General features: G+C 65.4%; 21 protein-coding genes and 5 tRNA genes. 16 read left to right on the top strand and 10 right to left on the bottom strand.

The features are described 5' to 3' along the window. Window positions 1–21: 21 nt before the first annotated feature. The 6 genes from ACGTN6_RS05000 to ACGTN6_RS04975 all read right to left on the bottom strand — a co-directional run bounded on the left by ACGTN6_RS05000 (window position 22) and on the right by ACGTN6_RS04975 (window position 1,340). Window positions 22–98 (bottom strand) — tRNA-Asp (locus ACGTN6_RS05000). A gap of 3 nt (window positions 99–101) precedes the next feature. Then, window positions 102–178: transfer RNA gene (locus tag ACGTN6_RS04995), tRNA-Val, on the bottom strand. A 30-nt stretch (window positions 179–208) separates the two neighbouring features. Continuing rightward, window positions 209–285 (bottom strand) — tRNA-Asp (locus ACGTN6_RS04990). A gap of 28 nt (window positions 286–313) precedes the next feature. Next, window positions 314–390: transfer RNA gene (locus ACGTN6_RS04985), tRNA-Asp, on the bottom strand. A gap of 41 nt (window positions 391–431) precedes the next feature. Further along, a tRNA-Val gene (locus tag ACGTN6_RS04980) sits at window positions 432–507 on the bottom strand. 98 nt (window positions 508–605) lie between these two features. Then, the gene (locus ACGTN6_RS04975) at window positions 606–1,340 is read right to left on the bottom strand and encodes an alpha/beta family hydrolase (RefSeq protein ID WP_394590179.1); all 735 of its coding nucleotides are present in this window, start codon (window positions 1,338–1,340) and stop codon (window positions 606–608) included. A gap of 189 nt (window positions 1,341–1,529) precedes the next feature. Here ACGTN6_RS04975 and ccoN point away from each other — a divergent pair, with 189 nt between their 5' ends. The 12 genes from ccoN to ACGTN6_RS04915 all read left to right on the top strand — a co-directional run bounded on the left by ccoN (window position 1,530) and on the right by ACGTN6_RS04915 (window position 12,246). Continuing rightward, the gene (ccoN, locus tag ACGTN6_RS04970) at window positions 1,530–2,960 is read left to right on the top strand and encodes a cytochrome-c oxidase, cbb3-type subunit I (protein WP_394590178.1); all 1,431 of its coding nucleotides are present in this window, start codon (window positions 1,530–1,532) and stop codon (window positions 2,958–2,960) included. An 18-nt stretch (window positions 2,961–2,978) separates the two neighbouring features. Then, window positions 2,979–3,587, top strand: coding sequence for a cytochrome-c oxidase, cbb3-type subunit II (gene ccoO / locus ACGTN6_RS04965; protein WP_394590176.1), 609 nt, complete (start codon window positions 2,979–2,981; stop codon window positions 3,585–3,587). 1 nt (window position 3,588) lies between these two features. Next, a complete protein-coding gene (locus tag ACGTN6_RS04960; RefSeq protein WP_394590175.1) occupies window positions 3,589–3,801 on the top strand; it encodes a cbb3-type cytochrome oxidase subunit 3 in 213 nt (70 codons plus the stop codon). Then, complete coding sequence (gene ccoP, locus ACGTN6_RS04955) at window positions 3,798–4,727, top strand: cytochrome-c oxidase, cbb3-type subunit III (RefSeq protein WP_394590174.1); 930 nt, start codon at window positions 3,798–3,800, stop codon at window positions 4,725–4,727. The genes ACGTN6_RS04960 and ccoP overlap by 4 nt, the downstream gene beginning before the upstream one ends. Window positions 4,728–4,859: 132 nt before the next feature. Next, window positions 4,860–6,296, top strand: coding sequence for a cytochrome c oxidase accessory protein CcoG (gene ccoG / locus ACGTN6_RS04950; protein WP_394590173.1), 1,437 nt, complete (start codon window positions 4,860–4,862; stop codon window positions 6,294–6,296). After that, window positions 6,296–6,808, top strand: a complete 513-nt coding sequence (locus ACGTN6_RS04945) for a FixH family protein (protein WP_394590172.1) — start codon at window positions 6,296–6,298, stop codon at window positions 6,806–6,808. Before ccoG ends, ACGTN6_RS04945 begins: the two co-directional genes overlap by 1 nt. A gap of 9 nt (window positions 6,809–6,817) precedes the next feature. Continuing rightward, the gene (locus ACGTN6_RS04940; RefSeq protein WP_394590171.1) at window positions 6,818–9,268 is read left to right on the top strand and encodes a heavy metal translocating P-type ATPase; all 2,451 of its coding nucleotides are present in this window, start codon (window positions 6,818–6,820) and stop codon (window positions 9,266–9,268) included. Next, window positions 9,265–9,486, top strand: a complete 222-nt coding sequence (ccoS, locus tag ACGTN6_RS04935) for a cbb3-type cytochrome oxidase assembly protein CcoS (protein WP_394590170.1) — start codon at window positions 9,265–9,267, stop codon at window positions 9,484–9,486. The genes ACGTN6_RS04940 and ccoS overlap by 4 nt, the downstream gene beginning before the upstream one ends. Beyond that, window positions 9,487–10,209, top strand: coding sequence for a sulfite exporter TauE/SafE family protein (locus ACGTN6_RS04930; RefSeq protein WP_394590169.1), 723 nt, complete (start codon window positions 9,487–9,489; stop codon window positions 10,207–10,209). 77 nt (window positions 10,210–10,286) lie between these two features. Next, window positions 10,287–11,249: an oxygen-independent coproporphyrinogen III oxidase gene (locus ACGTN6_RS04925; protein WP_394590168.1), complete on the top strand. Its 963-nt coding sequence runs from the start codon at window positions 10,287–10,289 to the stop codon at window positions 11,247–11,249. Window positions 11,250–11,317: 68 nt separating this feature from the next. After that, a complete protein-coding gene (gene fnr, locus ACGTN6_RS04920) occupies window positions 11,318–12,061 on the top strand; it encodes a fumarate/nitrate reduction transcriptional regulator Fnr (protein WP_394590167.1) in 744 nt (247 codons plus the stop codon). Further along, window positions 12,052–12,246, top strand: coding sequence for a hypothetical protein (locus ACGTN6_RS04915; protein ID WP_394590166.1), 195 nt, complete (start codon window positions 12,052–12,054; stop codon window positions 12,244–12,246). The genes fnr and ACGTN6_RS04915 overlap by 10 nt, the downstream gene beginning before the upstream one ends. Window positions 12,247–12,288: 42 nt before the next feature. Here the strand turns inward: ACGTN6_RS04915 and ttcA are convergent, their stop codons facing one another. From ttcA to ACGTN6_RS04900, 3 genes are all read right to left on the bottom strand, one after another. Continuing rightward, window positions 12,289–13,191: a tRNA 2-thiocytidine(32) synthetase TtcA gene (ttcA, locus tag ACGTN6_RS04910; protein WP_394590366.1), complete on the bottom strand. Its 903-nt coding sequence runs from the start codon at window positions 13,189–13,191 to the stop codon at window positions 12,289–12,291. Between the two features lie 81 nt (window positions 13,192–13,272). Beyond that, a complete protein-coding gene (locus ACGTN6_RS04905) occupies window positions 13,273–13,899 on the bottom strand; it encodes a 3'-5' exonuclease family protein (protein WP_394590165.1) in 627 nt (208 codons plus the stop codon). A 34-nt stretch (window positions 13,900–13,933) separates the two neighbouring features. Continuing rightward, window positions 13,934–15,760 carry a putative nucleotidyltransferase substrate binding domain-containing protein gene (locus tag ACGTN6_RS04900; protein WP_394590164.1) on the bottom strand — a complete coding sequence of 609 codons (1,827 nt, stop codon included), beginning with the start codon at window positions 15,758–15,760 and terminating at the stop codon, window positions 13,934–13,936. A gap of 736 nt (window positions 15,761–16,496) precedes the next feature. Here ACGTN6_RS04900 and ACGTN6_RS04895 point away from each other — a divergent pair. From ACGTN6_RS04895 to ACGTN6_RS04880, 4 genes are all read left to right on the top strand, one after another. Next, a complete protein-coding gene (locus ACGTN6_RS04895) occupies window positions 16,497–16,757 on the top strand; it encodes a DUF4212 domain-containing protein (RefSeq protein WP_394590163.1) in 261 nt (86 codons plus the stop codon). Between the two features lie 6 nt (window positions 16,758–16,763). Next, a complete protein-coding gene (locus ACGTN6_RS04890; protein ID WP_394590162.1) occupies window positions 16,764–18,557 on the top strand; it encodes a sodium:solute symporter family protein in 1,794 nt (597 codons plus the stop codon). Window positions 18,558–18,649: 92 nt separating this feature from the next. Continuing rightward, entirely contained in the window at window positions 18,650–19,165 is a 516-nt protein-coding gene (locus tag ACGTN6_RS04885) for a hypothetical protein (RefSeq protein ID WP_394590161.1), read from the top strand. A 327-nt stretch (window positions 19,166–19,492) separates the two neighbouring features. Beyond that, a complete protein-coding gene (locus ACGTN6_RS04880; RefSeq protein ID WP_394590158.1) occupies window positions 19,493–23,434 on the top strand; it encodes a hybrid sensor histidine kinase/response regulator in 3,942 nt (1,313 codons plus the stop codon). A 275-nt stretch (window positions 23,435–23,709) separates the two neighbouring features. Here the strand turns inward: ACGTN6_RS04880 and ACGTN6_RS04875 are convergent, their stop codons facing one another. Then, window positions 23,710–24,372, bottom strand: coding sequence for a response regulator (locus ACGTN6_RS04875; RefSeq protein WP_394590157.1), 663 nt, complete (start codon window positions 24,370–24,372; stop codon window positions 23,710–23,712). Window positions 24,373–24,461 lie beyond the last annotated feature (89 nt).

Here is a 24,461-nt window from a genome sequence, read left to right as displayed (position 1 = left end):
GCTTCTGGAATTCTCAGCAGATGGCGGACCGGACGGGACTCGAACCCGCGACCTCCGGCGTGACAGGCCGGCATTCTAACCAACTGAACTACCGGTCCGCGTGGTGGGCGATACTGGACTCGAACCAGTGACCCCCAGCATGTGAGGCTGGTGCTCTAACCAACTGAGCTAATCGCCCACGCGTACTGCTTAGATTGTGGCGTCATCGTGGCGGACCGGACGGGACTCGAACCCGCGACCTCCGGCGTGACAGGCCGGCATTCTAACCAACTGAACTACCGGTCCGCAACTGATGATGCGGCGCAGAAAACGTTGGCGGACCGGACGGGACTCGAACCCGCGACCTCCGGCGTGACAGGCCGGCATTCTAACCAACTGAACTACCGGTCCACACTCGTTTCTGCTACGTAATCGGGCACTGTCGAGGACAGTGGTGGGTGGTACAGGGTTCGAACCTGTGACCCCCAGCTTGTAAGGCTGGTGCTCTCCCAACTGAGCTAACCACCCCCGGTCACGTGGCGCTGCATTCTACAGGGACCCCGGTGATTGTCAACGCGTTTTTTTCATCGACCTCGATATCGAGGCACGAACTTTCCACAGGACATTCATTCACTTGGCCACTCTCCATCGCCAGACGCATGACGACCGATGGCCTCGGCGATAGCGCGCGCACCCTCCTCGATCAGGCCATCCTGATCGCGACCCGAGGCACGACGGGGCTTCCAGTCATGGTCGCCGTCTTCCAGCCAGTGCAGCTCGGCGGCATCCGGCAGCGCATATCCGGTCACTTCGTCGCGCGTACCGAAAGCATCCCGAGTGCCTTGGATCACCAAGGTCGGGCAACTCAGCCGCGGCCAGTGGTCAAGGCGCAGCGACTCGGGCTTGCGCGGCGGATGAAACGGATAGCCGCACAGCGCGAGGCCATCGGCACCGTCACGAGCCGCCAGCAGACTCGCGACCCGCCCGCCCATCGACTTGCCACCCAGCCACAGAGGGCCGGGCGCCCCCCGCGACAAACTGTCGCGCCAGCGAGCGAATTCATCCACCAGCGTCTCGACCCGAGGCGGCGGCCGCCGCCTGCCCTCCTCACGCATGCGCTGCATGTAAGCGAACTCGAAGGACAGGGTCTGTACGCCCAGGACCGCCAGCGCCTCGCGGAGCCGCTGCATGAAGGGCGAATCCTGACCGGCGCCGGCGCCATGCGACAGCAACAGCCGCCCCCGCCGAGCCTCCCCGGTAATGTCAAGCGGCCCGAGGCCCGGAATATCGTGGCGCTGCGCGAGCGGCTGGCACCGACCGGTCTTCCGATCACTGGGGGCTACTTTTTTGTATTCATCCATTGTATACACTTAGTGACGACAACTATTCTATGCTGATGATGCATGAGGAAATCGATACGATCGCTAGGCCACGGAGAGGGGCGAATCGCTCCGAATTCGACTTGACCGGCATCATCATGTGGGCGAACGGCCTGGGCTAGACTGCAGCCCAAGCGCGTCTCCCTCCACCGCGTTCGATGGAAACCTGACATGAGCAGAGCACTGGAACATCCTACCTACAACTACAAGGTCGTGCGGCAGTTCGCGATCATGACCGTGGTCTGGGGCATCGTGGGCATGGCCCTCGGCGTCACGATCGCCGCGCAACTGGTCTGGCCGGAACTCAATCTGGGGCTGCCCTGGACGAGCTTCGGCCGCCTGCGCCCGCTGCACACCAATGCCGTGATCTTCGCCTTCGGCGGTTCGGCCTTGTTCGCCACCTCCTACTATGTGGTGCAGCGTACCTGCCAGACCCGCCTTATCTCCGACAAGCTGGCGGCCTTCACTTTCTGGGGCTGGCAGGCGGTGATCCTGGCGGCGGTGGTGACGCTGCCGCTGGGCTACACCGAGGTCAAGGAGTATGCCGAGCTGGAGTGGCCGATCGACATCCTGCTCGCGGTGGTCTGGATCAGCTATGCCATCGTCTTCCTGGGCACCATCAAGCAGCGCCGGACCTCGCACATCTACGTGGCCAACTGGTTCTTCGCCGCCTTTATCCTCACCGTAGCGGTGCTGCACATCGTCAACAGCGCGGCGATCCCGGTCTCGGCCATGTATTCGATCTCGCTGTACTCCGGCACCATCGATGCCATGACCCAGTGGTGGTATGGCCACAACGCGGTGGGCTTCTTCCTGACCGCCGGCTTCCTGGGCATGATGTATTACTTCGTGCCCAAGCAGGCCGAACGCCCGGTCTATTCCTACCGCCTGTCGATCGTCCACTTCTGGGCGCTGATCATGGTCTACATGTGGGCCGGCCCCCATCACCTCCACTACACCGCCCTGCCCAACTGGGCCCAGTCGCTGGGCATGGTGATGTCCATCATCCTGCTGGCTCCCTCCTGGGGCGGCATGATCAACGGCATGATGACCCTGTCGGGCGCCTGGCATAAGCTGCGCACCGACCCCACTCTGCGCTTCCTGGTCGTGGCGCTGTCGTTCTACGGCATGTCCACCTTCGAAGGCCCGATGATGGCGGTGAAGACCGTCAATGCGCTCTCGCACTACACCGACTGGACCATCGGCCACGTCCATGCCGGCGCCCTGGGCTGGGTGGCGATGATCACTATCGGCTCCATGTACCACCTGATTCCGCGCCTGTACGGCCGCACCGAAATGTACTCGGTGTCGCTGATCGCCGTGCACTTCTGGCTGGCCACCATCGGCACCGTGCTCTACATCGCCGCCATGTGGGTCAACGGCATCCTGCAAGGCCTGATGTGGCGAGCGGTCAACCCCGACGGCACCCTGATGTACACCTTCGTCGAGTCCGTCGAGGCCAGCGGTCCGGGCTACATCGTGCGCATGATCGGCGGCCTGTGCTGGGTGGCCGGCATGCTGGTCATGGCCTTCAACGTCTTCATGACCGTACGCCGCCAGGAAAGCCTACGCCGGCCGCTGCCCCAGAGTGCCGGAGCCTAACAGGAAACGAGAACGCCAATGAGACACGAGATCGTCGAAAAGAATGTCGGCCTGCTCGCCGTGCTGGTCCTGGTGGTCATCAGCTTCGGCGGCCTGGCCGAGGTGGTGCCGCTGTTCTTCCAGAAACAGACGACCGAGCCGGTGGAAGGCCTCGAGCCGCTCCCCGCCCTGGAGCTGGCGGGACGCGATATCTACCGCCGCGAGGGCTGCGTGGGCTGCCACTCGCAGATGATTCGTCCCTTCCGCGCCGAGACCGAGCGCTACGGCCACTACAGCGTGGCCGGCGAGTCGGTCTACGAGCATAACTTCCTGTGGGGCTCCAAGCGCACCGGCCCCGACCTGGCCCGGGTAGGCGGTCGCTACAGCGACGACTGGCACCGCGCCCACATGTACAACCCGCGCGACGTGGTGCCGGAGTCGGTGATGCCGGCCTATCCCTGGCTGTTCGAGAACACCCTCGACGGCGAGCACATCGCCGACAAGATGCGCGCCATGCGCGCGCTAGGGGTGCCCTACAGCGACGAGCAGATCGCCGGCGCCCGGGACGAGGTGCGCGGCGAACGCGAAATCACCGCCCTTGTGGCTTACCTGCAGCAGCTCGGCACCGTGCTGAAGGACGCGCGCTGACATGGATATCGGCACCCTACGCGGCATCATCACCGCCATCCTGCTGGTCAGCTTCGTCGGCTTGACCTGGTGGGCCTATTCGAAGCGCCGCCGGCCAGATTTCGATGAAGCGGCCAATCTGCCCTTCGCCGACGAGGAGGAGTGGCCACACCGTGACTCGAGCGGCGCCGAGAAAGCCGCATCCCGACAAGAAAAGGGAGACAGCAACACATGAACAATCTCTGGGGTGACTCCCTGTCCGGTTTCTGGAGCGCCTGGATCATCGTCATCACGCTGGGCACCATCGCCATCAGCGCCTGGGTGCTATTCGCCAACCGCAAGACCGACAAGGCCGCGGATGCCGAGGGCAACGTCGAGACCACCGGCCATGCGGCCGACGAGATCGAGGAGTACGACAATCCCCTGCCCCGCTGGTGGTTCCAGCTCTATGTGGGCACGGTGATTTTCGCCCTGGGGTACCTGGTGCTCTACCCCGGACTTGGCAACTATGCCGGCCTGCTGGGGTGGAGCCAGGAGGGCCAATGGGAAGACGAGATGGCCCGTGCACAAGAGCAGTACGCCCCGATCTTCGAGCAGTACCAGCAGGTACCGATTCCCGAGCTGGCCCAGGACGGCGAGGCCATGCGGGTCGCTGAACGGCTGTATCTCAACAACTGTGCGATCTGCCACGGCTCCAACGCCCAAGGCGGCTACGGCTTCCCCAACCTGACCGACGACGACTGGCTCTACGGCGGCGCACCGGACAACATCGTGACCACCATTACCAACGGTCGCAGCGGTCTGATGCCCGCCTGGCAGCAGCTCGGCGAGGACAACATCGCCAACCTGACCCAGTACGTGATGTCGCTGTCCGGCCAGGCACAGGACGCCCAGCGCGCCGAACAGGGCGCGACGTTGTACGCCTCGGTGTGCGCTGCCTGTCACATGCCCGACGGCACCGGCAATCAGGCGCTCGGCGCGCCCAACCTGACCGACGACATCTGGCTGTATCGCCAGCCCGGTCAACCGCTGGAAGCCTCCATCCTTCAGACCCTGCGCAACGGACGCAACGGCCATATGCCGGCCCAGGCGGCCTATATCGGCGAAGACAAGGTCCACCTGGTGGCCGCCTACGTCTACCATCTCAGCCGCCGCGACTGACCGGCCAGACCAGCTGCACGGGACAAGGGCGCGACGCGGCGTCGCGCCCTTCCTCGCCGACCGCCGCACTGGCTAGAATCGAACCATCCCGCAGGGCCGCCGCGCCCTCGCCTCGCCTGTCGAGAGCCTGCCATGAGCGATAAGATCCCCACCCGTGATGTCACCCCGAACGCCGTGCAACACCACTCGCCGGGCGAGACCGTCACTCGGGAAATGTACGCCAGCCGCCGCCATATCTACGTGCGCGAGATCAAGGGCATCTTCCAGCGACTGCGTCGTGGGGCCAACTGGGTACTGCTGCTGGCCTACTTCGTGACGCCGTGGATCCCCTGGGGCGACCGCCCGGCAGTGTGGTTCGACCTGCCCGGACGCGAATTCCACATCTTCTCCGCTACCTTCTACCCTCAGGAGTTCATGCTGCTCTCCTGGCTGCTGATCATCTGCGCCTTCGGGCTATTCTTCATCACCGTGTTCGCCGGTCGCGTATGGTGCGGCTACACCTGCCCACAAAGCGTCTGGACGTTCCTGTTCATCTGGGTCGAGCATCGCTTCGAAGGGCCTCGCAACCGCCGTATCAAGCTCGACCGACGCGCCTGGGATGCCGAAAAGGTCCGGCGCAAAACCGCCAAGCATGCCGTCTGGCTGACCATCGCCGCCGCCACCGGCCTGACCTTCGTCGGCTATTTCACGCCGATCCGCACGCTGGTGGTGGAACTGCCGACCCTCTCGGCCAACGGCTGGTCCTACTTCTGGGTCGGCTTCTTCACGCTGTTCACCTACCTCAATGCCGGCTGGCTGCGCGAACAGGTATGCATCTACATGTGTCCTTATGCGCGCTTCCAGGGGGTGATGTTCGACGCCGACACCCTGATCGTGTCCTACGATACCGCTCGCGGCGAACCGCGCGGCCCGCGCAGCAAGCGCCTCGACCACCAGCAGGCCCGCGACGCCGGCCATGGCGACTGCATCGACTGCGAACTTTGTGTCCAGGTCTGCCCCACCGGCATCGACATCCGCGACGGGCTGCAGTACGAGTGCATCACCTGCGCGGCCTGCATCGATGCCTGCGACAGCGTCATGGACCGGATGGGCTATCCGCGTGGGCTGATACGCTACACCACCGAAAACGCCCTGGAAGGCAAACCAACCCACGTGCTGCGCCCACGGCTGCTCGGCTATCTGGCGGCACTGCTGGTGATGATCGGCCTATTCGGCTGGGCGGTCGGCGATCGCACGCCATTGGGCTTCGAGGTCGAGCGCGACCGCCACCAGCTGTTCCAGATGACCGACGCTGGCGACATACGCAACGTCTACACCCTGACCGTGCGCAACCTGGACCGCGAGGACCACACCTATCGGCTCGCGGCCTCGGGCCTGGACGGACTGACCCTGGATACCCGGCGACTCAGCGTGCCCGCCGGAGAGTCACGCCGGCTGGTCGTGGAGGCTACCGCGCCTCCCACGTCCCTCGAGCATCCCAGCCACGAGATCCTGCTGCGCCTGGAGGCCGTCGACGATCCCGACATCCGCCTCGAGCGCGACAGCCGCTTCATAGGAGACACCCGCTGATGACGGCGGAACACGAGCACATTCCTCCCTGGTACAAGCAGTTCTGGCCCTGGTTCCTGATCGGCCTGCTGGGCTCCTCGGTGGCCTTCAGCTTGGTCTACCTGACCCTCTCGATCCACTACTTCGACGGCACCGTGGCCGAGGACTATTACAAGGAAGGCCTGGCCATCAACCAGCAGATCGCCAAGCAGGAGCGGGCCCAGGCGCTGGGGCTATCGGCCACTCTGCGCGTCGATCCGACCACCGGCGACATCGTGGTCGACCTGGCCGGCGACGATCATCCCGAGCGGCTGGTCCTCAAGCTGATCTTTCCCACCGAAAGCCAGCGCGACCGCCTGCTGACGCTCGAGCACGTGCGTGCCGGGCGCTATGTGACCATCCTCGACGAGCCGCTGCGCTATCGCTGGTACCTGCATCTGCAGCCCGTCGATGGACCGGAGGCCGCCTGGCGGCTGACCGGCGAGGCTCGCTTCCCCTCCGGGGACGAGATCGTCCTGATGCCCGGCATCTGATCCGCTGCCATGTCTTCCACCACCCAGACCGCACGCGCCGATGCCACCAGCTGCTACCACTGTGGCGCCCGAGTGCCCGAGGACGCCTGCTGGACGCTGACCCTCGACGACGCCGTGCATCCGCTATGCTGTCCCGGCTGCGAGGCCGTGGCGCGAGCCATCGTCGATGGCGGCCTGGCCAGCTATTACCGTTTCCGCACGCAACTGCCGGAGCGACCCGACGACCGCCGGGCGGCCCAGGCCGAGACCTGGGCGGTGTTCGACGACCCGGGGCTGCAGACGCGCTTCGTGCATGCCGATGACGACGCTGGCGTCTACGCGACCCTCGCAGTGGAAGGCATCACCTGTGCGGCCTGCGCCTGGCTCATCGAACATCGCCTCAACGCCCTCGATGGGGTTTCCACCAGCGCCGTCAACCTTGCCCACCATCGGGTTCGGGTCCACTGGGATCCCGAACGCGTCGCCTTCTCGCGGATACTGGCCGAGCTGGCGGCGATCGGCTACCCGGCCCAGCCCTTCGAGCCCGACGCCGCCCAGAGCCTGCTGCAGCGCGAAGAGCGTCGGCAGGTCCGCCGGCTGATCGTCGCCGCGGTGGGAATGATGCAGGTGGCGATGTTCTCGATTCCCTTCTACGTGGCCGGCGAGGACGGGCTCAGCACCGATTTCGACGCCCTCTTCCACTGGCTGGCCTTCGCCTTGACCACGCCGGTGGTGCTGTATTCCGCCCAGCCGTTCTTCGCCGGCGCCTGGCGCGACCTGCGTACCCGCCAACTGGGCATGGACGTGCCGGTCTCGCTGGCCATCGCCAGCGCCTACCTGGCCAGCGCCTGGGCGGTGATCGTTGGCCACGGCGACGTCTATTTCGATTCCGCGGCCATGTTCACCTTCTTCCTGCTGTTCGGTCGCTACCTGGAGGTGCGCGCCCGGCGACGCAGCGGTCGCCGCGGCAATGCCCTGGCCGAGATCCTGCCGCTGTCGGCGATCCGCCTCGACGAGGCAGGCGAGGAGCGCATCCTGCCCGCCAGCGAGCTCGCCGCCGGCGACCGGGTGCTGATAAAGCCTGGCCACGGCGTGCCCGCCGACGGGGTGATCGAAGACGGCGAGTCCAGTCTCGACGAGTCGATGCTCACCGGCGAGCCGCTGCCGGTGAACCGTGGCGTCGGCGACGCCGTGACCGGCGGCAGCCACAACGTCGAGAGCCCGCTGACGATGCGCGTCACTCGCGCCGGCCGCGACGCCCGGGCGGCCCGCCTGCTCGATCTCACCGACAGAGCCTTCGCCAGCCGCCCGCGCATCGCCCGCCAGGCCGCCCGGCTGGCCCACCACTTCGTGCTCCAGGTACTGCTGATCGCCGCCGCCACCGCACTGGTGTGGGGGTTCCTCGACCCCGACCGGGCCTTCTGGATCACCCTCTCGGTGCTGGTAGTCAGCTGTCCCTGCGCACTGGCGCTGGCCACGCCGACCGCCCTGACCGCCGGCCATGGCCGGCTCTACCGCCGCGGCGTACTGCTGACTCGTGCCGATGCCATGGAAACCCTGGCCCGGCTCGACCGTGTGATCTTCGACAAGACCGGTACCCTGACCGCCGGCGAGATGCGCCTGGTGAGGGTAATACCGCTGGGTGACGGCGACGAGGAGCACCTGACGGCGGTGGCCGCTGCCCTGGAGGCGCACTCCGAGCACCCCATCGCCCGCGCCTTTCTCCCCCATCGAAGGCGCGGCGTCATCGCCACCGAGGTGCTCGGCCGACCCGCCCAGGGGCTGGAGGGGTATATCGACGGCAGCCACTGGCGGCTCGGCAGGGCGGACTTTGCTTCTCCCCGGTCGACGCCCGTCCCGCCTGGCGACGGCCACTGGCTGCTGCTTGCCGAAGACGGCGAACCGCGAGCCTGGTTCTCTCTCAGCGACCGGCTGCGCGAAGATGCCGCCGAGACCCTCTCCGCCCTCAAGGCGCAAGGCCTGGCGGTGGAGCTGCTGTCCGGCGACGGCGAGGCCCCCACGCGGGCCCTGGCCGAGCAGTTGGGCATCGACGAGTGGCGCGCCCAGGCCAGCCCCGAGGACAAGCTGGCCCGCCTGCGCGAGCTGCAGGCCGAAGGTCAGCGAGTGGCGATGGTCGGCGATGGCATCAACGACGTACCGGTACTGGCCGGCGCCGACCTGGCCATCGCCATGAACGGCGCTACCGACCTGGCCCGCACCCGGGCCGATGCCGTGCTGCTCGGCCCACGCCTGGGTCGCATCGTCGAAGCCCTCGAGGTGGCCCGCTCCACACGCAGAATCATTCGCCAGAATCTGGGCTGGGCGCTGATCTATAACCTGGTGGCACTGCCACCGGCGGCGCTAGGCTGGGTGCCGCCCTGGCTGGCGGCACTAGGCATGTCGGCAAGCTCGCTGGTGGTAGTCGGCAACGCCCTGCGCCTGACTCGCCAGGCTTCCACCAGCGCCACGGAGACCCCATGAGCATCCTGTACCTGCTGATTCCGCTGTCACTGATCCTTCTTGGCCTGGCGGTGTGGGCCTTCTTCTGGGCGGTCCGCCACGACCAGTTCGAGGACCTGGAGGGCCCGGCCCATCGCATCCTGTTCGACGATGACGACAACGACCTCCCTCCCGTGCGACGCTCCCGGCGCCGCGACGCCGGCAACTTGCCCCCCGATGATCACGACAAGGATGCCTGAGTGAATCCCACCGGACTCGACCTGCCGCCGCTGGCCGCCGCCTTCGTTTTCGGCCTGCTCGGTGGCGCCCACTGCATCGGCATGTGCGGCGGCATCATGAGCGCCCTGAGCTTCGCCGTTCCCCCGAGCCTGCGCCATCCCGCCCGCCTGACTGGCCTGCTGCTGGGCTACAACCTGGGGCGCATCGCCAGCTACATGGCGGCCGGCGCCCTGGCAGCCGGCCTCGGCACCCTGATCGGCGTGGCACCGGGCGTACGCTTGACGCTGCAGATACTGGCGGCGCTGATGCTGGTGCTGATGGCGCTCTACATCGCCGACTGGTGGAAGGGGCTGCTGCGCATCGAGGCATTGGGACGACGCTTGTGGAGACGGCTCGAGCCACTCGGCCGGCGCCTGATGCCGGTAGTCAAGATCCCCCAGGCGGTGGCGCTGGGCGCGATCTGGGGCTGGCTACCCTGTGGTCTGGTCTATTCGATGCTGGTCTGGAGCCTGGCAAGCGCCGACGCCGGGCTTGGAGCGGCACTGATGGGTGCCTTCGGCCTCGGTACCCTGCCGGCGCTACTGGTGACCGGCCTGGCCGCCCGGCGGCTGGGCACGCTGATTCGCCATCCTGCCACTCGCACGCTGGCGGCCCTTGCAATCATCAGCTTTGCCCTCTGGCAGCTATGGGGCCTGTGGCCTGCCGACATGAAACATCTCATCCCGTACTGCGATCCTCAGTGACGCGCGCTTGATCCAGCGCAACGCCGAACACCGTCAGGGGCACTAGCATGACGGCATCAGCTCCCTGGAATTGCCTTATGCTCGCCACTGCCCAGGCCGGCTTCGGTGCCGAGGATTACGCCGCGGCCCTGACGGCCAGCAACAGGGCCGACCGGCCCTTGTCACTGCATCTTCGCCTGCCGCTGTGTGTAGGGGGGGAAGCCAGGAATGACACGGGAATGGGAGCCTTCGGGGTTGGCCTGGCCAGGCTGGATCGGGAAATGGTGCTGATCCGCCGCTGCCTGTCCAACGGTCGCCGCATCCAGGCCCTGCACTGGGAAGGCCACGCTCTGCCCGGGATGACCCTGGCGCAGATGAGCGAACTGGCCGACCGCCTGGAGGCGCGCTTCGCCCTTGATACCGGCGGCGACCGTGACTTCATCGTCGAGCTCGACCCGCGGGCCACGGACGTCTTCGCCCTGCGACATCTGCAAGCGCTGGGCTTCAATCGCCTGAGGCTGATCCTCCCCGTCTTCCCTGGCCGGCCAGGCTCCCCTTCCTCTGATTGGGCGAGTCGCGTCGAGCCGCTTTTGGACGAGACACAGCGAGTGGGCTGGCACTCGCTGGAACTCGTCCAACCTATCGGCCCATGGTGCCACTCTCGCCATGCGCTACTCGAGACCTTGCTCACACTGAGCGCCATGGCCCCCCCACGCATCACGCTGCGTCCGTCGGGCACTCTGCCAAATCTGCAGCGACGCCATGCGCTGAACGCCGCCGATGCACTACTGCTCGCCACGGGCTATAGCCTGCTGGGCCCAGGGACCTACGCCCGACGGGGTATCGCGCGGGAGGACGCCCTCGAGCAGGCTCGCCGCGAGACGGCCCGCGACAGGCTCGGCCTGGGAACGGGCGGCGTGTCACGGCTGCCCGATGCCGAGGCCCGCAACACGAGAAATGCCATGACCTATGCGGCGGCACTCGACGCAGGACGGCTCCCCACCGCAACCGGCAGCTGGCATCGAACCGATGAGGATAGCCAGGCAGCGGAACCCTCCTAAGCAAAGCTATGCTCAGGCGGTGACCATCCGCCATAATGTGGCATATATCCTACATCAAGGAGGACAGCATGCCTGACACCGCCGCCGGCCGGCGACGCTCGTTGTTGCACGAGACGCGCTGCGGGAACTGCAGCCTGAGCTCCCTGTGCTTGCCATTGGCCCTCGAGTTGGAGGACATCGATCAGTTCGACGCCATCATTCGCCGCCGCGCCCCACTCAAGAAGGGTGAGTCTCTGTTCCGGCAGGGGAGGGCCTTTACCAGCGTCTATGCGGTCCGTTCGGGAAGCCTCAAGCAGATCACCAGCGAAGGGAGCGGGACAGACCAGCTCACCAACTTCTACCTGCCCAGTGAGCTGGTGGGGCTCGACGGCATCGACGAGGACGCCTATCCGGGCTCGGTGATCGCCCTGGAGACCACCACGGTGTGCGAGATTCCCTTCGACCGCCTCGACGCCCTGTCGGAGCGCTTGCCGAAGCTGCGCGCCCAGCTCTACCGCAGCATGAGCAAGGAGATGCGCGACGACCGACGCATGATGCGCTTACTGTCGCGCAAGACCGCCGACCAGCGGCTGGCCACCTTCTTTGCCAGCCTCTCCGATCGCTTTCGTCGGCGCGGCTACTCGCCCTACAGCTTCCGCCTCTCGATGTCGCGAGCCGATATCGGCAACTACCTGGGACTGGCCGTGGAAACCGTCAGCCGCATCCTCGGCCGCTTCCAGCAGCAAGGGCTGGTGGCCGTCTCCGGCCGGGAGGTCAATATCCTCGACCTGGATGCCCTGATCGAGCTGGCCGAAGAGGAAGGGTGTCACTAGCAAGCTGGAAGCTGGAAGCTGGAAGCTGGAAGCTGGAAGCTGGAAGCTGGAAGCTGGAAGCTGGAAGCTGGAAGCTGGAAGCTGGAAGCTGGAAGCTGGAAGCTGGAAGCTGGAAGCTGGAAGCTGGAAGACAGCATGAACCCCGCCTCATGGGGTCAAGGGTTTTCTTCAAGCTTCCAGCTTGAGCCCGCGAAGCGGGCGTTCTTCCAGCTCCGGGCGAAGCCCGGCTATTCGTTGTGCAGATCGATCCGATCGGCCTGCATCTTCGCCTGCTTCTCCTCCAGGCCGGCGAAGTCGAACAGCTCACGGTCGGCCAGCTGCGAAGGCGCCACGTTGGTCACCGCCTTGAACATGCTCTCCAGGCGCCCCGGATGCTTGGCTTCCCATTCGGCGAGCATCTCCTTGACCACCTGGCGCTGCAGGTTCGGCTGCGAGCCGCACAGGTTGCAGGGAATGATCGGGAAGGCCATCCGGCGCGAGAACTCGGCGATATCCGCCTCGCGACAGTAGGCTAGCGGGCGAATGACGATGTTCCTGCCATCGTCAGACAGCAGCTTGGGCGGCATCGACTTCAGGCTGCCGCCGAAGAACATGTTGAGGAACAGCGTCTCGAGAATATCCTCGCGATGGTGGCCCAGGGCGATCTTGGTGGCGCCGATCTCCTCGGCGTAGCCGTAGAGCGAGCCACGCCGCAGCCGCGAGCAGAGCGCGCAGGTGGTCTTGCCTTCCGGGGTCTTCTCCTTGACCACCGAGTAGGTATCGCGCTCGAGGATGTGGTAGTCCACGCCGATGCCGTCCAGGTACTCGGGGAGTACGTGCTCGGGGAAACCGGGCTGCTTCTGGTCGAGGTTCACCGCCACCAGCGAGAAGTTCACCGGCGCGTTGCGCTGCAGGCTGCGCAGGATCTCGAGCATGGTGTAGCTGTCCTTGCCGCCGGACAGGCAGACCATCACCTTGTCGCCCTCGCGAATCATGTCGAAGTCGATGATGGCGTTGCCGACCTGGCGGCGAAGGCGCTTCTGCAGCTTGTTGAACTCGCGCTTGGCCTTCGCGGCGGCTGCCGCCTCGGGCGCCTCGGTTGAGGACGGCACGTCGGCGGGGCGGGGATCGAACGTCACGGCATCTTGCATGGTCACGGCGCTGCCAGGGCTTCAGGAGTGGAACGGGCGCCTATGCTACCACCCTCGCCCGGGACTGGCGATGCACGGGCATCAGCCGCTGTGGCGGGTCGAGGCGGCGTCTCGCGCCAGCCGCAGATGCATCAAGGCGGTGGTCACCGCCGTGCCCAGGGCGCTGTGGCGCCCCATCACCGGGACACCGAGGCGCTCGGCGGCTCGCGCGAAGGGCGCCACCGGTTCGAGTTGCGGGTGATGATGACGCTGGCGACGCTGGTAGAGCTGGGCCAGGTCAATGCCGGCATTGGGCAGCTCGAACCCCAGCTGGCGACGCAGCGGGCGGTTGAGCACTGCGAGCTCCCGATCCAGCCGCCAGCTCACCAGCGGACGATTGCCGACGAAGTCCAGCAGCCCGATCAGGGCCTGATCCATGGCCACCCCGTCGGCAAGATCGATGCCGCGCAGGCCATGATGGCGAATGGTGTCGGCATCCAAGCCAGCGGAAGGAGCGAGTCGCAGCTCCAGCGACTCGCTGGTCAATACCCGGTCGCCACGCAGACGAACCGCGGCGATCACCAGCGGCTCGGCCAGGCGGGCCTCGCCCCCGGTGTCCTGGACGGCCAGCGCCACCAGCTCTTCCCCGGTGTAGGGGTGGAAGAGCCAGCCATAGCGACCATGGGCATGGCGATGGCGGTCGACCACGCGGCGCAGGGTTCTGAGCATATCGGGCTCCCGTACGACGAGGCGTGTCAGGCCTCTATGAATATTCCAAGTGATAACGGTGCGATATCCGCTGCTTGAAGTCCTTGACGATGTGCAGCGCCTCGCGCAGCAGATCGCGCTCAAGCGACGACAGCGACTGCACCACCACCCGATCCGGTTCGATATCCGAAGCGGCCTCGCCACCCTCGCGCCGGGCGAGCTGCTGCTCGAGTCGCAGCTGGGTGAACAGCGACAGGGCCTCGCCAAGGTCCTCGGCAAAGCGGCCGTCGAGCCGACCATCGACCACCAGGGCGTCGAGGCGTTCCAGGGTGCCGGTCGCCGCGATGCCGCGCTCCAACGCCATGACCCGCACGCCGTGCACGATCGGGAAGATTCCGCCTTTCTTGATATCGATGCCGTGCTGGGGCTTCTTCAATGAGCCGAACAGCGTCAGTGGCGTGGAAAAGCGCAATACCGGGCGGGCAAAGTAGGACAGCAGTAGCTGATCCCGCGAGGCCTGTTCGAAGAGCGTGGCACGCACACCCTCCAACAGAGCCGGATTGCCGGCCACTGCATGGGCGTCGAGCATGATCGCCAGCTTCATCAGGCTGTCGCCGTCGCGCAGTTCCACCCAGCGGACGATGCGTGCTTTCCACTGACTCTCCGTGCCAACCCAATCGGGGTTGGACACCATGATGTTGCCCGGGCAACGCGGATACCCCAACTCGACCAGCGTCTCGGTAAAGCCGGCCATGTGCTCGACGCAGTCCGGCCAGTCCAGGCCGTCGTCGAGGATCAGGCCATTGTCCTGATCGGTCTTGAGGATCTGTTCGCCGCGCCCTTCGCTGCCCATCACCATCAGGCAACTGGCACGGCGATAGCGCTCGGCGATCGAGAACTCCCAGGCCTTGTGGATGATACGTCCGTTCAGGGCCGCGAGAAGGCCCATGACGAAGCGCAGCTTCACGCCCTGGGCCATCAGTCCGCTGACCAGCTCGGGGGTGCGCAGGCTTGCCGCGGCCAGCGTTGTCAGGTCATCGGCCTGTTCCACCTGCAGGCTCACCACATGGCTGCGATTGGAAAAGTGGCTGAGCACGTCGGTGAGCTCCACCACTCCGACCGGCGACGCCTGCTCGGTCACCACCACGCGTTCCACGCGATGGCGCGTCATCAGCACCAGCACCTCGAACAGGTATTGATCCGGGTGCGCGGTGATCAGCGAGAAATGGGCCAGCAGGGCCAGTGGGCTGTCCGCCTCGTGGCCCTCCAACACCAGTGCCTCCAGCAGATCAGTCTTGGTGACCATTCCCGCTCCCTGCGCCCCTGTCACCAGCAGACTGTCGGCATACCCCTCGTGCAGGCAACGCACGGCCTCGGCGATCGTTGCATCTTCAGCGAGGCACAGCGGCGGACGCATGCAGTCCGCGACGCGGGCCAGCATGAAGTCGGCCATGCTTATCCCACCCGTGACACGCCGCTCGCTCAGTAGACGCGTCTTGTGGGCCAGACGTTGGTGGAAGAACGCAGCGAAGGCCGGATAGTCATCGCACAGCCGGTTGAACAATACCCTGGGTAGCAGATAGCACAGCGTTTCCTGTTCGGCGCGGAAACGGTAGCGACTCTGACCATTGAGAATGCTGATGGCCCCGAACAGGTCACCGCTGGTGTAGTGACCAATGCGCTCGGTCTCGCCGGGCTGTGAAGTATCGAGCTCCGCGACCTCCCCCTTGTGGATGATGAACACGTACTGGCCGGGTTGACCGGCCTCGAGGATGATCTCATCGCGATCGTAATAGGCGAGATCGAGCCCCCCACGTATGCGCTCGCGCCCCGTGTCGTCGAGGAGGCTGAATGGCGGCTGGGAGAGATCGACATCGACCATCAAAGAGCCCTCATGACGGAGACACCCTCTCCCGGCATACACTTTTCAACCCATGTTTCTGAACCCAGGGTCAGATGCCTCTACGAGGCAAACACATGACGTAGCCGGGAAGGCAGGACTCCAGAGTAGCAAAGCTGCACCATCGGCCAGAATCTAGACCATGGTGTTATACGCGCGCCACCAACGAGCCGGAACTACTACCAAGGTCAAATCCGACTTTTTTCACACATCCCCTTTACGACTTTCGACGATAATACCAAGGTGCTAATCCAGACTGACCGAGATCAATATGGCATTCGTTCCATGGATAGACGAACGTTTAACAATCAACGGCAATCCACACCAAAAAATCACAGAACCATAAGCAAAACATTGAATTTAATAGCATTCACAAAAATCTTATTTCATCATTTTCTTCTCATGATACGAAAGTCTGCGATGAATTTTTCGAGATTCTTGACCAGCATTGACGATGGGTAATGAGCAAGGACCATCACCCATCGACGACATGTCACGACAACGAACGCCGGGGGAGTGGCGTCGGCCCGCCGCTGCTGCAAATGGGAGGAGCGAATGGGGCATCTCTGACCGTCAAGAGATAACCCATGGCTTTCCCTCTGCGTCAGCACCTTCCCGGCATTTGTCTGCGACTCGTCCGCTCAATCGGTACGACATGCATAGGCTCCACAGGGTCGAGGCAAGGTCCCGCCCCCAATAACAAATGGAGAGCAACACCATGGCTGAAGAGACACCCAACGCGGAAGCCTACTGGAAGGCCAACCTGCGATTGATCGCCGGCTGCCTGGTCGTGTGGGCGGCCGTTTCCTATGGCTGCGCCATCCTGCTACGCCCACTGCTGGCCGGCATTCCCGTCGGCGGCACCGACCTGGGGTTCTGGTTCGCCCAACAGGGCTCCATCCTGACCTTCATCGCCTTGATCTTCTTCTATGCCTGGAAGATGAATCGGCTCGACAAGCAATACGGGCTCGGGGAGTAAGCCAGCATGAGTCAATTCGCCATCAACGTGCTCTTCGTGGGCGCCTCCTTCGCCATCTATATCGGCATCGCCATCTGGGCGAAAGCCGGTTCGACCAAGGACTTCTACGTCGCCGGCGGCGGAGTGCACCCGATCACCAACGGCATGGCCATCGGCGCGGACTGGATGTCGGCGGCCTCATTCATCTCCATGGCCGGGCTAATCGCCGCCGGCGGCTACGCCAATTCCACCTTCCTGATGGGCTGGACCGGCGGCTACGTGCTGCTGGCCATGCTGCTGGCCCCCTACCTGCGTAAGTTCGGCAAGTTCACGGTGCCCGAGTTCATCGGCGATCGCTTCTACAGCAAGCAGGCGCGCATGGTCGCGGTGATCTGCTTGATCGTGGCCTCTGTCACGTACGTGATCGGCCAGATGGCCGGCGCTGGCGTGGCCTTCTCGCGCTTCCTGGAGGTGGATGCCACCACCGGCCTGATCATCGCCGCCGTGGTGATCTTCTTCTATTCGGTGCTTGGGGGCATGAAGGGCATCACCTACACCCAGGTGGCCCAGTACATCGTGCTGATCATCGCCTATACCATCCCGGCGGTGTTCATCTCCCTGGAGCTGACCGGCAACCCGCTACCGCCGCTGGGTTTGTTCTCCGATCACAGCGAATCCGGCGTGCCGCTGCTGGCCAAGCTCAATGAGGTGGTCACTGCGCTCGGCTTCAACGAGTACACGGCGGACGTGGACAACAAGCTCAACATGGTGCTGTTCACCCTGTCGCTGATGATCGGCACCGCCGGCCTGCCCCACGTCATCATCCGCTTCTTCACCGTGCCCAAGGTCGCCGACGCCCGCTGGTCCGCCGGCTGGGCCCTGGTGTTCATCGGCCTGCTGTACCTGACCGCACCGGCCGTGGCTTCCATGGCTCGCCTCAATATCGCGACCACCGTCTACCCCGACATGGCCGGCCAGGTCGAGAACATGGAGGACGCGGCAACCAACCCGATTCTCTACGAGGAGCGCCCCGGCTGGATTCGCACCTGGGAAGAAACCGGGCTGATCCAGTACGAGGACAAGAACAACGACGGTCGTATCCAGCTCTACAACGACACCGAAGCCTTCGCGTCCACCGCCGAAGAGCGCGGCTGGGCAGGCAACGAACTGTCGGTCAACAATGACATCCTGGTACTGGCCAATCCCGAGATCGCCAACCTGCCAGGCTGGGTGATCGGCCTGATCGCCGCCGGCGGCCTGGCTGCAGCGCTGTCCACGGCCGCCGGCCTGCTGCTGGCCATTTCCTCGGCGATCAGCCACGACCTGATCAAAGGGGCCATCAATCCGCACATCAGCGAGAAAGGCGAGCTGATGGCGGCGCGGATTTCGATGACGGTCGCCATCATCGTGGCGACCTACCTGGGCGCCAACCCCCCGGGCTTCGCCGCCCAGGTGGTGGCACTGGCCTTCGGCATCGCCGCCGCCTCGCTGTTCCCGGCACTGATGATGGGGATCTTCTCCAAGCGGGTGAACAACCACGGCGCCATCGCCGGCATGCTCACCGGTCTGGTCTTCACCCTGATCTACATCTTCGTCTACAAGGGCTGGTTCTTCATTCCGGGCACCAACAACCTGGCGGACACCCCGGAGAACTGGGTACTGGGCATCTCACCGCTATCCATCGGTGCAGTCGGGGCGATCATCAACTTCGCCGTGGCCTTCGCCGTCTCCAAGGCGACCGCCGAGCCGCCCCAGGAGATCCAGGACCTGGTCGAGAGCGTGCGCTATCCCAAGGGCGCTGGCGTGGCCGTCGACCACTGAGTCATAATCCATCCCGGCGCCGTAACGGCGCCGGCCCCAACCTTCATGTCGGGCTTCCTGCGGGAAGCCCGATTGCTGTCAGGAAGTTATCTATGATTTGGCACTTGATCGCGGCGATCTTCGCCGGGCTGGGCGCGGCGGGCATCGCCCTGCTGCTGCGCACCCTGACCGCCAAGCGGCTGCCGCGCTGGATCGTGCCGGCCTTCGCCGGCCTGGGCATGATCGCCTACCAGATCCACCACGAATACACCTGGTTCGACCACAAGCAGGCCCAACTGCCCGACTCGACCCGGGTGGTGGCCAGCGAGCAACGGCCGGCCTTCTGGCGCCCCTGGACCTATGTGGTACCGCTGACCACGGCCTTCACGGTGATCGACGAGGACGGGCTGTCGCGCTCACGGGCCGACGACCAGCCGCTGGTGGAGTTCATCCTCTACCGCTTCGAAATGGGCGCCGCCGACCGGCTGGTGCACCGCCCGCATCTGCTGAACTGTGCCTCAGGCGAGCTGGTGCCGCTCGACGACGCGAGCGGCCGCCCGCAGACCGAGGCCATGCGCCGGCTCGACGACGGCGACCCACTGCGTCAGGCGATCTGCACCGCCGCCTGAAAGTCTGATACTCGGGCATCAATGAAGGGCACCTCCGTCAGGGTCGAGCCAGCCGTCAGCAAGCCTCTGCGAAGACGCATGAATACATCCCTGTAGCTCCCGGCGCCCTGCGGCGCTCTCGCATCCTGCTCCGCTTGCAGGCCCGGGGCTGGCCATCCATGGCCAGCCCGTTCGCAAGGAGCTTACTCACCCATGGCGCAGGAGCTCCGCTTCGGCTTGCCCACGGCGCCACTTGACGAGTCGTCTCGTCCCGATGCTGATGCACCCTCGAACATGGACAGCATTCCACCGGGCCTTAGAATGGGCGGGAACCCGAGGGAGATGACCATGTTCGCTGGCTGGCTGCTGATCGCCGTTTCACTGCTCTATATCGCCGTGCTGTTCGCCATCGCCTGGCGCGGCGACCGCATGGCCCGCCGCCACGGCGCCAGCCGCCGACGCCCGGTGATCTACAGCCTGGCACTGGCGATCTACTGCACCTCCTGGACCTTCCACGGTGCCGTCGGCCAGGCAGCCACTTCGGGCTGGTCGTTCGCCAGCATCTTCGTCGGGCCGATCCTGACCCTGCTGCTGTTCTGGCCGGTACTGGCCAAGATGATCCGCGTCGCCAAGCACCAGAACGTCACGTCCATCGCCGACTTCATTGCCTCGCGCTATGGCAAGACTCAATCACTGGCGGCCTTCGCCAGCCTGGTGGCATTGATCGGCACCCTGCCCTACATCGTGCTGCAGCTGAAAGCGGTGTCGACCTCCTTCAGCATGCTCACCGAGGCGTCGGACATCACCCGCGCCCCACTGTTCGGTGACACCGCTTTCTATGTGGCGCTGGTGATGGCCGCCTTCGCCATCCTGTTCGGCACTCGCCACACCGATGCCACCGAGCATCACGAGGGGCTGATCCACGCCGTGGCCTTCGAGTCGCTGGTCAAGCTGGTAGCCTTCCTGGTGCTTGGCGCCTACGTCACCTGGGGCATGTTCGATGGGCTCGGCGATCTGCTGGCCTTCGCCGACATCCAGCTCGAGCTTCAGCGCCAGCTGGCCCAGCAGGACTTCGGCCAGAGCTTCTGGGCCCAGACTCTGCTGGCGATGCTGGCGATCCTGTGCCTGCCTCGGCAGTTCCACGTCGCGGTGGTGGAGAACACCCACCGCGACGACGCCGCCAAGGCCCGCTGGCTGTTCCCACTCTATCTGGTGGCCTTCGCCTTCTTCGTACTGCCGCTGGCCGCAGCGGGCCTGACCGTCTTCGCCGATGGCAGCGTCGATCCCGACAGCTACGTACTGGCCTTGCCCATGGCCGCCGGCAGCGAGTGGCTCGCTCTGCTGACCTTCATCGGCGGTTTCTCGGCCTCCACCGGCATGGTCATCGTCGCCGCGGTGGCGGTGTCGATCATGATCTCCAACGAGATCGTCATCCCCGCGCTGTTCCGGCTGCGCTGGTTCGACACCAAGGCACGGGACTATGGCCGCCTGGTGCTGCGCGCCAGGCGCATCACCATCGCGGTAATCCTGGCGCTGGCCTACGGCGCCTACCAGCTGATCGGCGACTTCAGCTCGCTGGCCTCGATCGGCATGCTGTCATTCGCCGCCGCCGCCCAGTTCGCCCCGGCGGTGATCGGCGGGCTATACTGGAAACGCGGCAACCGCCTGGGGGTGATCGTCGGCATGAATGCCGGCTTCGCCATCTGGGCCTACAGCCTGCTGATGCCGGCCATGATCGGTGCCGGCGTACTGCCGGAGGCCTGGCTCAACGGCGGCCCGCTGAGCGTCGGCTGGCTGTCGCCCACCTCACTGTTCGGTCTCAATGTCGGCGACGGCTTCACCCATGGGGTGATGCTGTCGCTGGGCGTCAACCTGGTCAGCTACATCTTCGTCTCGCAGATGACGCCACAGCGGGTGGTGGAGCGCATCCAGGCCTCGCTGTTCGTCGACAGCGTGGAAACCCGCCAGACCTCGGTGAACCGCCCCTGGACCGGAGCCACCACGGTGGGCGACCTCAAGGTGCTGTGCGAGCGTTTCCTCAGCGCCGACCAGGTGGGCCGAGCCTTCGATGATTACGCGCGGCGCACCGGCACCCCGCTGGACGATAACGCCCGGGCCTCGATCGACGTCATCCAGTTCACCGAACGCTTCCTGGCCTCGGTGCTCGGCGCCTCCTCGGCGCGCATCGTGGTCAACTCGGCGCTGCAGGGCCGCGGCATTGGTATCTCGGACGTGATCTCGATCGTCGACGAGGCCTCCCAGGTGCTCGAATTCAACCGCGCCCTGCTGCAGGCCACCATCGAGAACATCAACCAGGGCATCAGCGTGGTCGACCAGAACCTGCGCCTGGTGGTCTGGAACCAGCGCTACCTCGAGCTGTTCCGCTTCCCCGACCACCTGATCCGGGTCGGCGCGCCAATCGACCGCATCTTCCGCTACAACGCCCACAACGGCGAATACGGCCCGGGCGATCCCGAGGAGCACGTGCAGTTGCTGCTCGACAACATCCGCGAGGGCCAGCCTCACCGCTATGTGCGCTACCGCCAGGACGGCAGCGTGCTGGAGGTCCAGGGCAATCCCATGCCCGGCGGCGGCTTCGTCTACACCTACCAGGACATCACACAGCAGAAACGCACCGAAGAGGCGCTGATCCGCTCAGAGAACAACATCCGTATCTACACCGACAATGTCCCGGCCCTGATCGCCTACTTCGACAAGGAGTGTCGCTACCTCTTCACCAACCGCGCCTACGAGCAGGCCTTCGCCATCGACCGCAACGCGGTGATCGGCAAGCCGCTTCAGGAGGTGATTCCCAGCACCCTGGCACGGGAGCGCGAGCCCTGGATCGCACGCGCGCTGGACGGCGAGCGGGTCAGCTTCGAGGTCTCGCTGTCGCTGGCCGAGGGCATCCGCTACATGCTGGTCACCTATACGCCACACTTCGGCGACAGCGGCGCGATACTGGGCTTCTTTGCCCTCTACCAGGACATCACCGAGCGCCGGCGCGCCGAGATCGCCCTCAAGGAGACCAATGAGACCTTGGAGGAGCGCGTCCGCGAGCGCACCCAGGCGCTTTCCGAGGCCAACGCCGCCCTGCGCCAGGAGAACCGCGTTCGCGCCGAAGCCGAACAGGCGCTGCGCCAGGCCAAGCAGATCGCCGAGGACGCCAACGCCTCCAAGACCCGCTTCCTGGCCGCCGCCAGCCACGACCTGCTGCAGCCGCTCAACGCCGCGCGCCTGTTCACCTCGGCGCTGTCCCAGGAGATGGATGCCACCGACATGCGGCGCACCATCGGCCACATCGACAACTCGCTGCAGGCCGCCGAGGAACTGCTCGGCACCCTGCTCGACATCTCCAAGCTCGACGCCGGGGCGCTGACGCCGCGGCGCAGCCACTTCGCTCTGGCCGACGTCTTCCGCCCGCTGCGCGCCGAGTTCGAGGTGATGGCCGAGGACCGCGGCCTCGACCTGGTGGTGGTCTCCACCGGGCAATGGGTCGACAGCGACGCCCAGATGCTCCGGCGCATCGTGCAGAACTTCCTGTCCAACGCCATCCGCTACACCCAGGAGGGCCGAGTGCTGCTGGGCTGCCGGCGCCACGGCGAGCGGCTATCGATCGAGGTGTGGGACTCGGGCCCGGGTATTCCCGAGGCCAAGCAGGCCGAGATCTTCCAGGAGTTTCGCCGCCTGGACCAGGCCTCGCGCCACAAGGAAAGCGAGAAGGGCCTCGGCCTGGGGCTGTCGATCGCCGACCGCATGAGTCGGGTGCTCGACCACCCGATCCGGGTGCGTTCCTGGGAAGGCGTGGGCACCATGTTCGCGGTCAGCGTGCCAGTGGTGGCCGCCCGCGAGCAGGAACGGGCCGAGGAGTCCCGGCCGCGGCGTGCCGGCAACAAGCTGTCCGGCAAGCGTATCCTGTGTATCGACAACGAGTCGCTGATCCTCGAGGGCATGAAGGCGATGCTTTCCGGCTGGGGCTGCGAGGTCTTCACCGCCACCTCGATCGGCGGGGCCAAGTCGGTGCTGCGCCACCTCGATGAGGACCCGGACGCGATACTGGCCGACTATCACCTGGACAATGAAGTCACCGGCCTGATGGCCATGGAGGCGCTCGGCGAGCGCCTGCAGGGCGCCGTGCCCGGCATCGTGATCACCGCCGACCGCACCGAGGAAGTCGCCGAGACGATCAAGCGCGCCGGCTATCAGCTGCTGCTCAAACCGGTGCGCCCCGCCGCCCTGCGCGCCCTGCTGACCCGCACGCTCCAGGCCAGCCGCGCGCCAAGCGCATAGCTGGAAGCTGGAAGCTGGAAGCTGGAAGCTGGAAGCTGGAAGCTGGAAGCTGGAAGCTGGAAGCTGGAAGCTGGAAGCTGGAAGCTGGAAGCTGGAAGCTGGAAGCTGGAAGACAGCATGAACCCCGCCATCATGGGTCAAGGGTTTCTTCAAGCTTCCCGCCTACGGCCGCGAAGCGGACGATCTTGCAACTCCGGGCGAAGCCCGGCCGGGTTGTTCTTCCAGCTTCAAGCTTTCAGGCGCGAAGCGCCGCTCTTCAAACTCCTGACCGAAGGTCAGGACTCGACCTTGGGCGGCTCGACCTCTAGCTTCTGGGCCGCGATCACCGCCTGGGTGCGGGAGTGCACGCCGAGCTTGCGCAGGATGGCGGTAACGTGAGCCTTGATGGTGGCCTCGGACACGTTGAGCTCGAAGGCGATCTGCTTGTTGAGCAGGCCCTCGGTGAGCATGTTGAGCACCCGAAACTGCTGGGGCGTCAGCGAGGCGATGGCCTCGGCGAAGCGAGCCTCCTCCTCGTCGGCCTCGCCCAGCGCTTCAGCCATCTCCTCGGGCAGCCACACCTCGCCGTCGAGGATCTCGCCCACCGCCTCGGCGATCAGCGACAGCGACGACGATTTGGGAATGAAGCCGGAAGCGCCATAGTCGATGGCGCGACGCACGACGTGCAGCTCATCGCTCCCCGAGACCACGGCCACCGGGATGTCCGGAGTCTGGCCGCGCAGCTGGATCAGCCCGGAGAAGCCATGCGCCCCCGGCATGTGCAGGTCAAGCAGGATCAGGTCAGCGTCCGGATGCCGGGTGACGACCTCGGTGGTGGCCTCCATGGTGTCCGACTCGACGATCTCGGCCTGGGGGGCCACCTGGCGCAGCGCCTGTGTCAGGGCAGCGCGGAACAGCGGATGATCATCGGCGACGATGAACTTCTGGGCAAAGGCCATGGATTCTCCTCCGGATCCGGGAGCAGCGGGGGGCCGGCCGCCGCCCGCGGGACGCTTTGATCGTTTACAGCATGTTACCCCATGGCCGA

The organism is Halomonas sp. B23F22_20 (assembly GCF_043496985.1).
In the GTDB taxonomy this organism is placed as follows: domain Bacteria; phylum Pseudomonadota; class Gammaproteobacteria; order Pseudomonadales; family Halomonadaceae; genus Halomonas.
This window is presented reverse-complemented; position numbering and strand designations above follow the sequence as displayed.

What these genes read in the sequence shown, in the direction of transcription:
- ACGTN6_RS04905 (WP_394590165.1), bottom strand. Translation starts at nt 13,899, where the DNA reads ATGCTCAGAACCCTGCGCCGCGTGGTCGACCGCCATCGCCATGCCCAT.
- ACGTN6_RS04940 (WP_394590171.1), top strand. Translation starts at nt 6,818, where the DNA reads ATGTCTTCCACCACCCAGACCGCACGCGCCGATGCCACCAGCTGCTAC.
- ACGTN6_RS04945 (WP_394590172.1), top strand. Translation starts at nt 6,296, where the DNA reads ATGACGGCGGAACACGAGCACATTCCTCCCTGGTACAAGCAGTTCTGG.
- ACGTN6_RS04900 (WP_394590164.1), bottom strand. Translation starts at nt 15,760, where the DNA reads ATGGTCGATGTCGATCTCTCCCAGCCGCCATTCAGCCTCCTCGACGAC.
- ACGTN6_RS04885 (WP_394590161.1), top strand. Translation starts at nt 18,650, where the DNA reads ATGATTTGGCACTTGATCGCGGCGATCTTCGCCGGGCTGGGCGCGGCG.
- ccoO (WP_394590176.1), top strand. Translation starts at nt 2,979, where the DNA reads ATGAGACACGAGATCGTCGAAAAGAATGTCGGCCTGCTCGCCGTGCTG.
- ACGTN6_RS04925 (WP_394590168.1), top strand. Translation starts at nt 10,287, where the DNA reads ATGCTCGCCACTGCCCAGGCCGGCTTCGGTGCCGAGGATTACGCCGCG.
- ACGTN6_RS04960 (WP_394590175.1), top strand. Translation starts at nt 3,589, where the DNA reads ATGGATATCGGCACCCTACGCGGCATCATCACCGCCATCCTGCTGGTC.
- ACGTN6_RS04880 (WP_394590158.1), top strand. Translation starts at nt 19,493, where the DNA reads ATGTTCGCTGGCTGGCTGCTGATCGCCGTTTCACTGCTCTATATCGCC.
- fnr (WP_394590167.1), top strand. Translation starts at nt 11,318, where the DNA reads ATGCCTGACACCGCCGCCGGCCGGCGACGCTCGTTGTTGCACGAGACG.
- ccoG (WP_394590173.1), top strand. Translation starts at nt 4,860, where the DNA reads ATGAGCGATAAGATCCCCACCCGTGATGTCACCCCGAACGCCGTGCAA.
- ttcA (WP_394590366.1), bottom strand. Translation starts at nt 13,191, where the DNA reads ATGCAAGATGCCGTGACGTTCGATCCCCGCCCCGCCGACGTGCCGTCC.
- ACGTN6_RS04875 (WP_394590157.1), bottom strand. Translation starts at nt 24,372, where the DNA reads ATGGCCTTTGCCCAGAAGTTCATCGTCGCCGATGATCATCCGCTGTTC.
- ccoN (WP_394590178.1), top strand. Translation starts at nt 1,530, where the DNA reads ATGAGCAGAGCACTGGAACATCCTACCTACAACTACAAGGTCGTGCGG.
- ccoP (WP_394590174.1), top strand. Translation starts at nt 3,798, where the DNA reads ATGAACAATCTCTGGGGTGACTCCCTGTCCGGTTTCTGGAGCGCCTGG.
- ccoS (WP_394590170.1), top strand. Translation starts at nt 9,265, where the DNA reads ATGAGCATCCTGTACCTGCTGATTCCGCTGTCACTGATCCTTCTTGGC.
- ACGTN6_RS04895 (WP_394590163.1), top strand. Translation starts at nt 16,497, where the DNA reads ATGGCTGAAGAGACACCCAACGCGGAAGCCTACTGGAAGGCCAACCTG.
- ACGTN6_RS04975 (WP_394590179.1), bottom strand. Translation starts at nt 1,340, where the DNA reads ATGGATGAATACAAAAAAGTAGCCCCCAGTGATCGGAAGACCGGTCGG.
- ACGTN6_RS04890 (WP_394590162.1), top strand. Translation starts at nt 16,764, where the DNA reads ATGAGTCAATTCGCCATCAACGTGCTCTTCGTGGGCGCCTCCTTCGCC.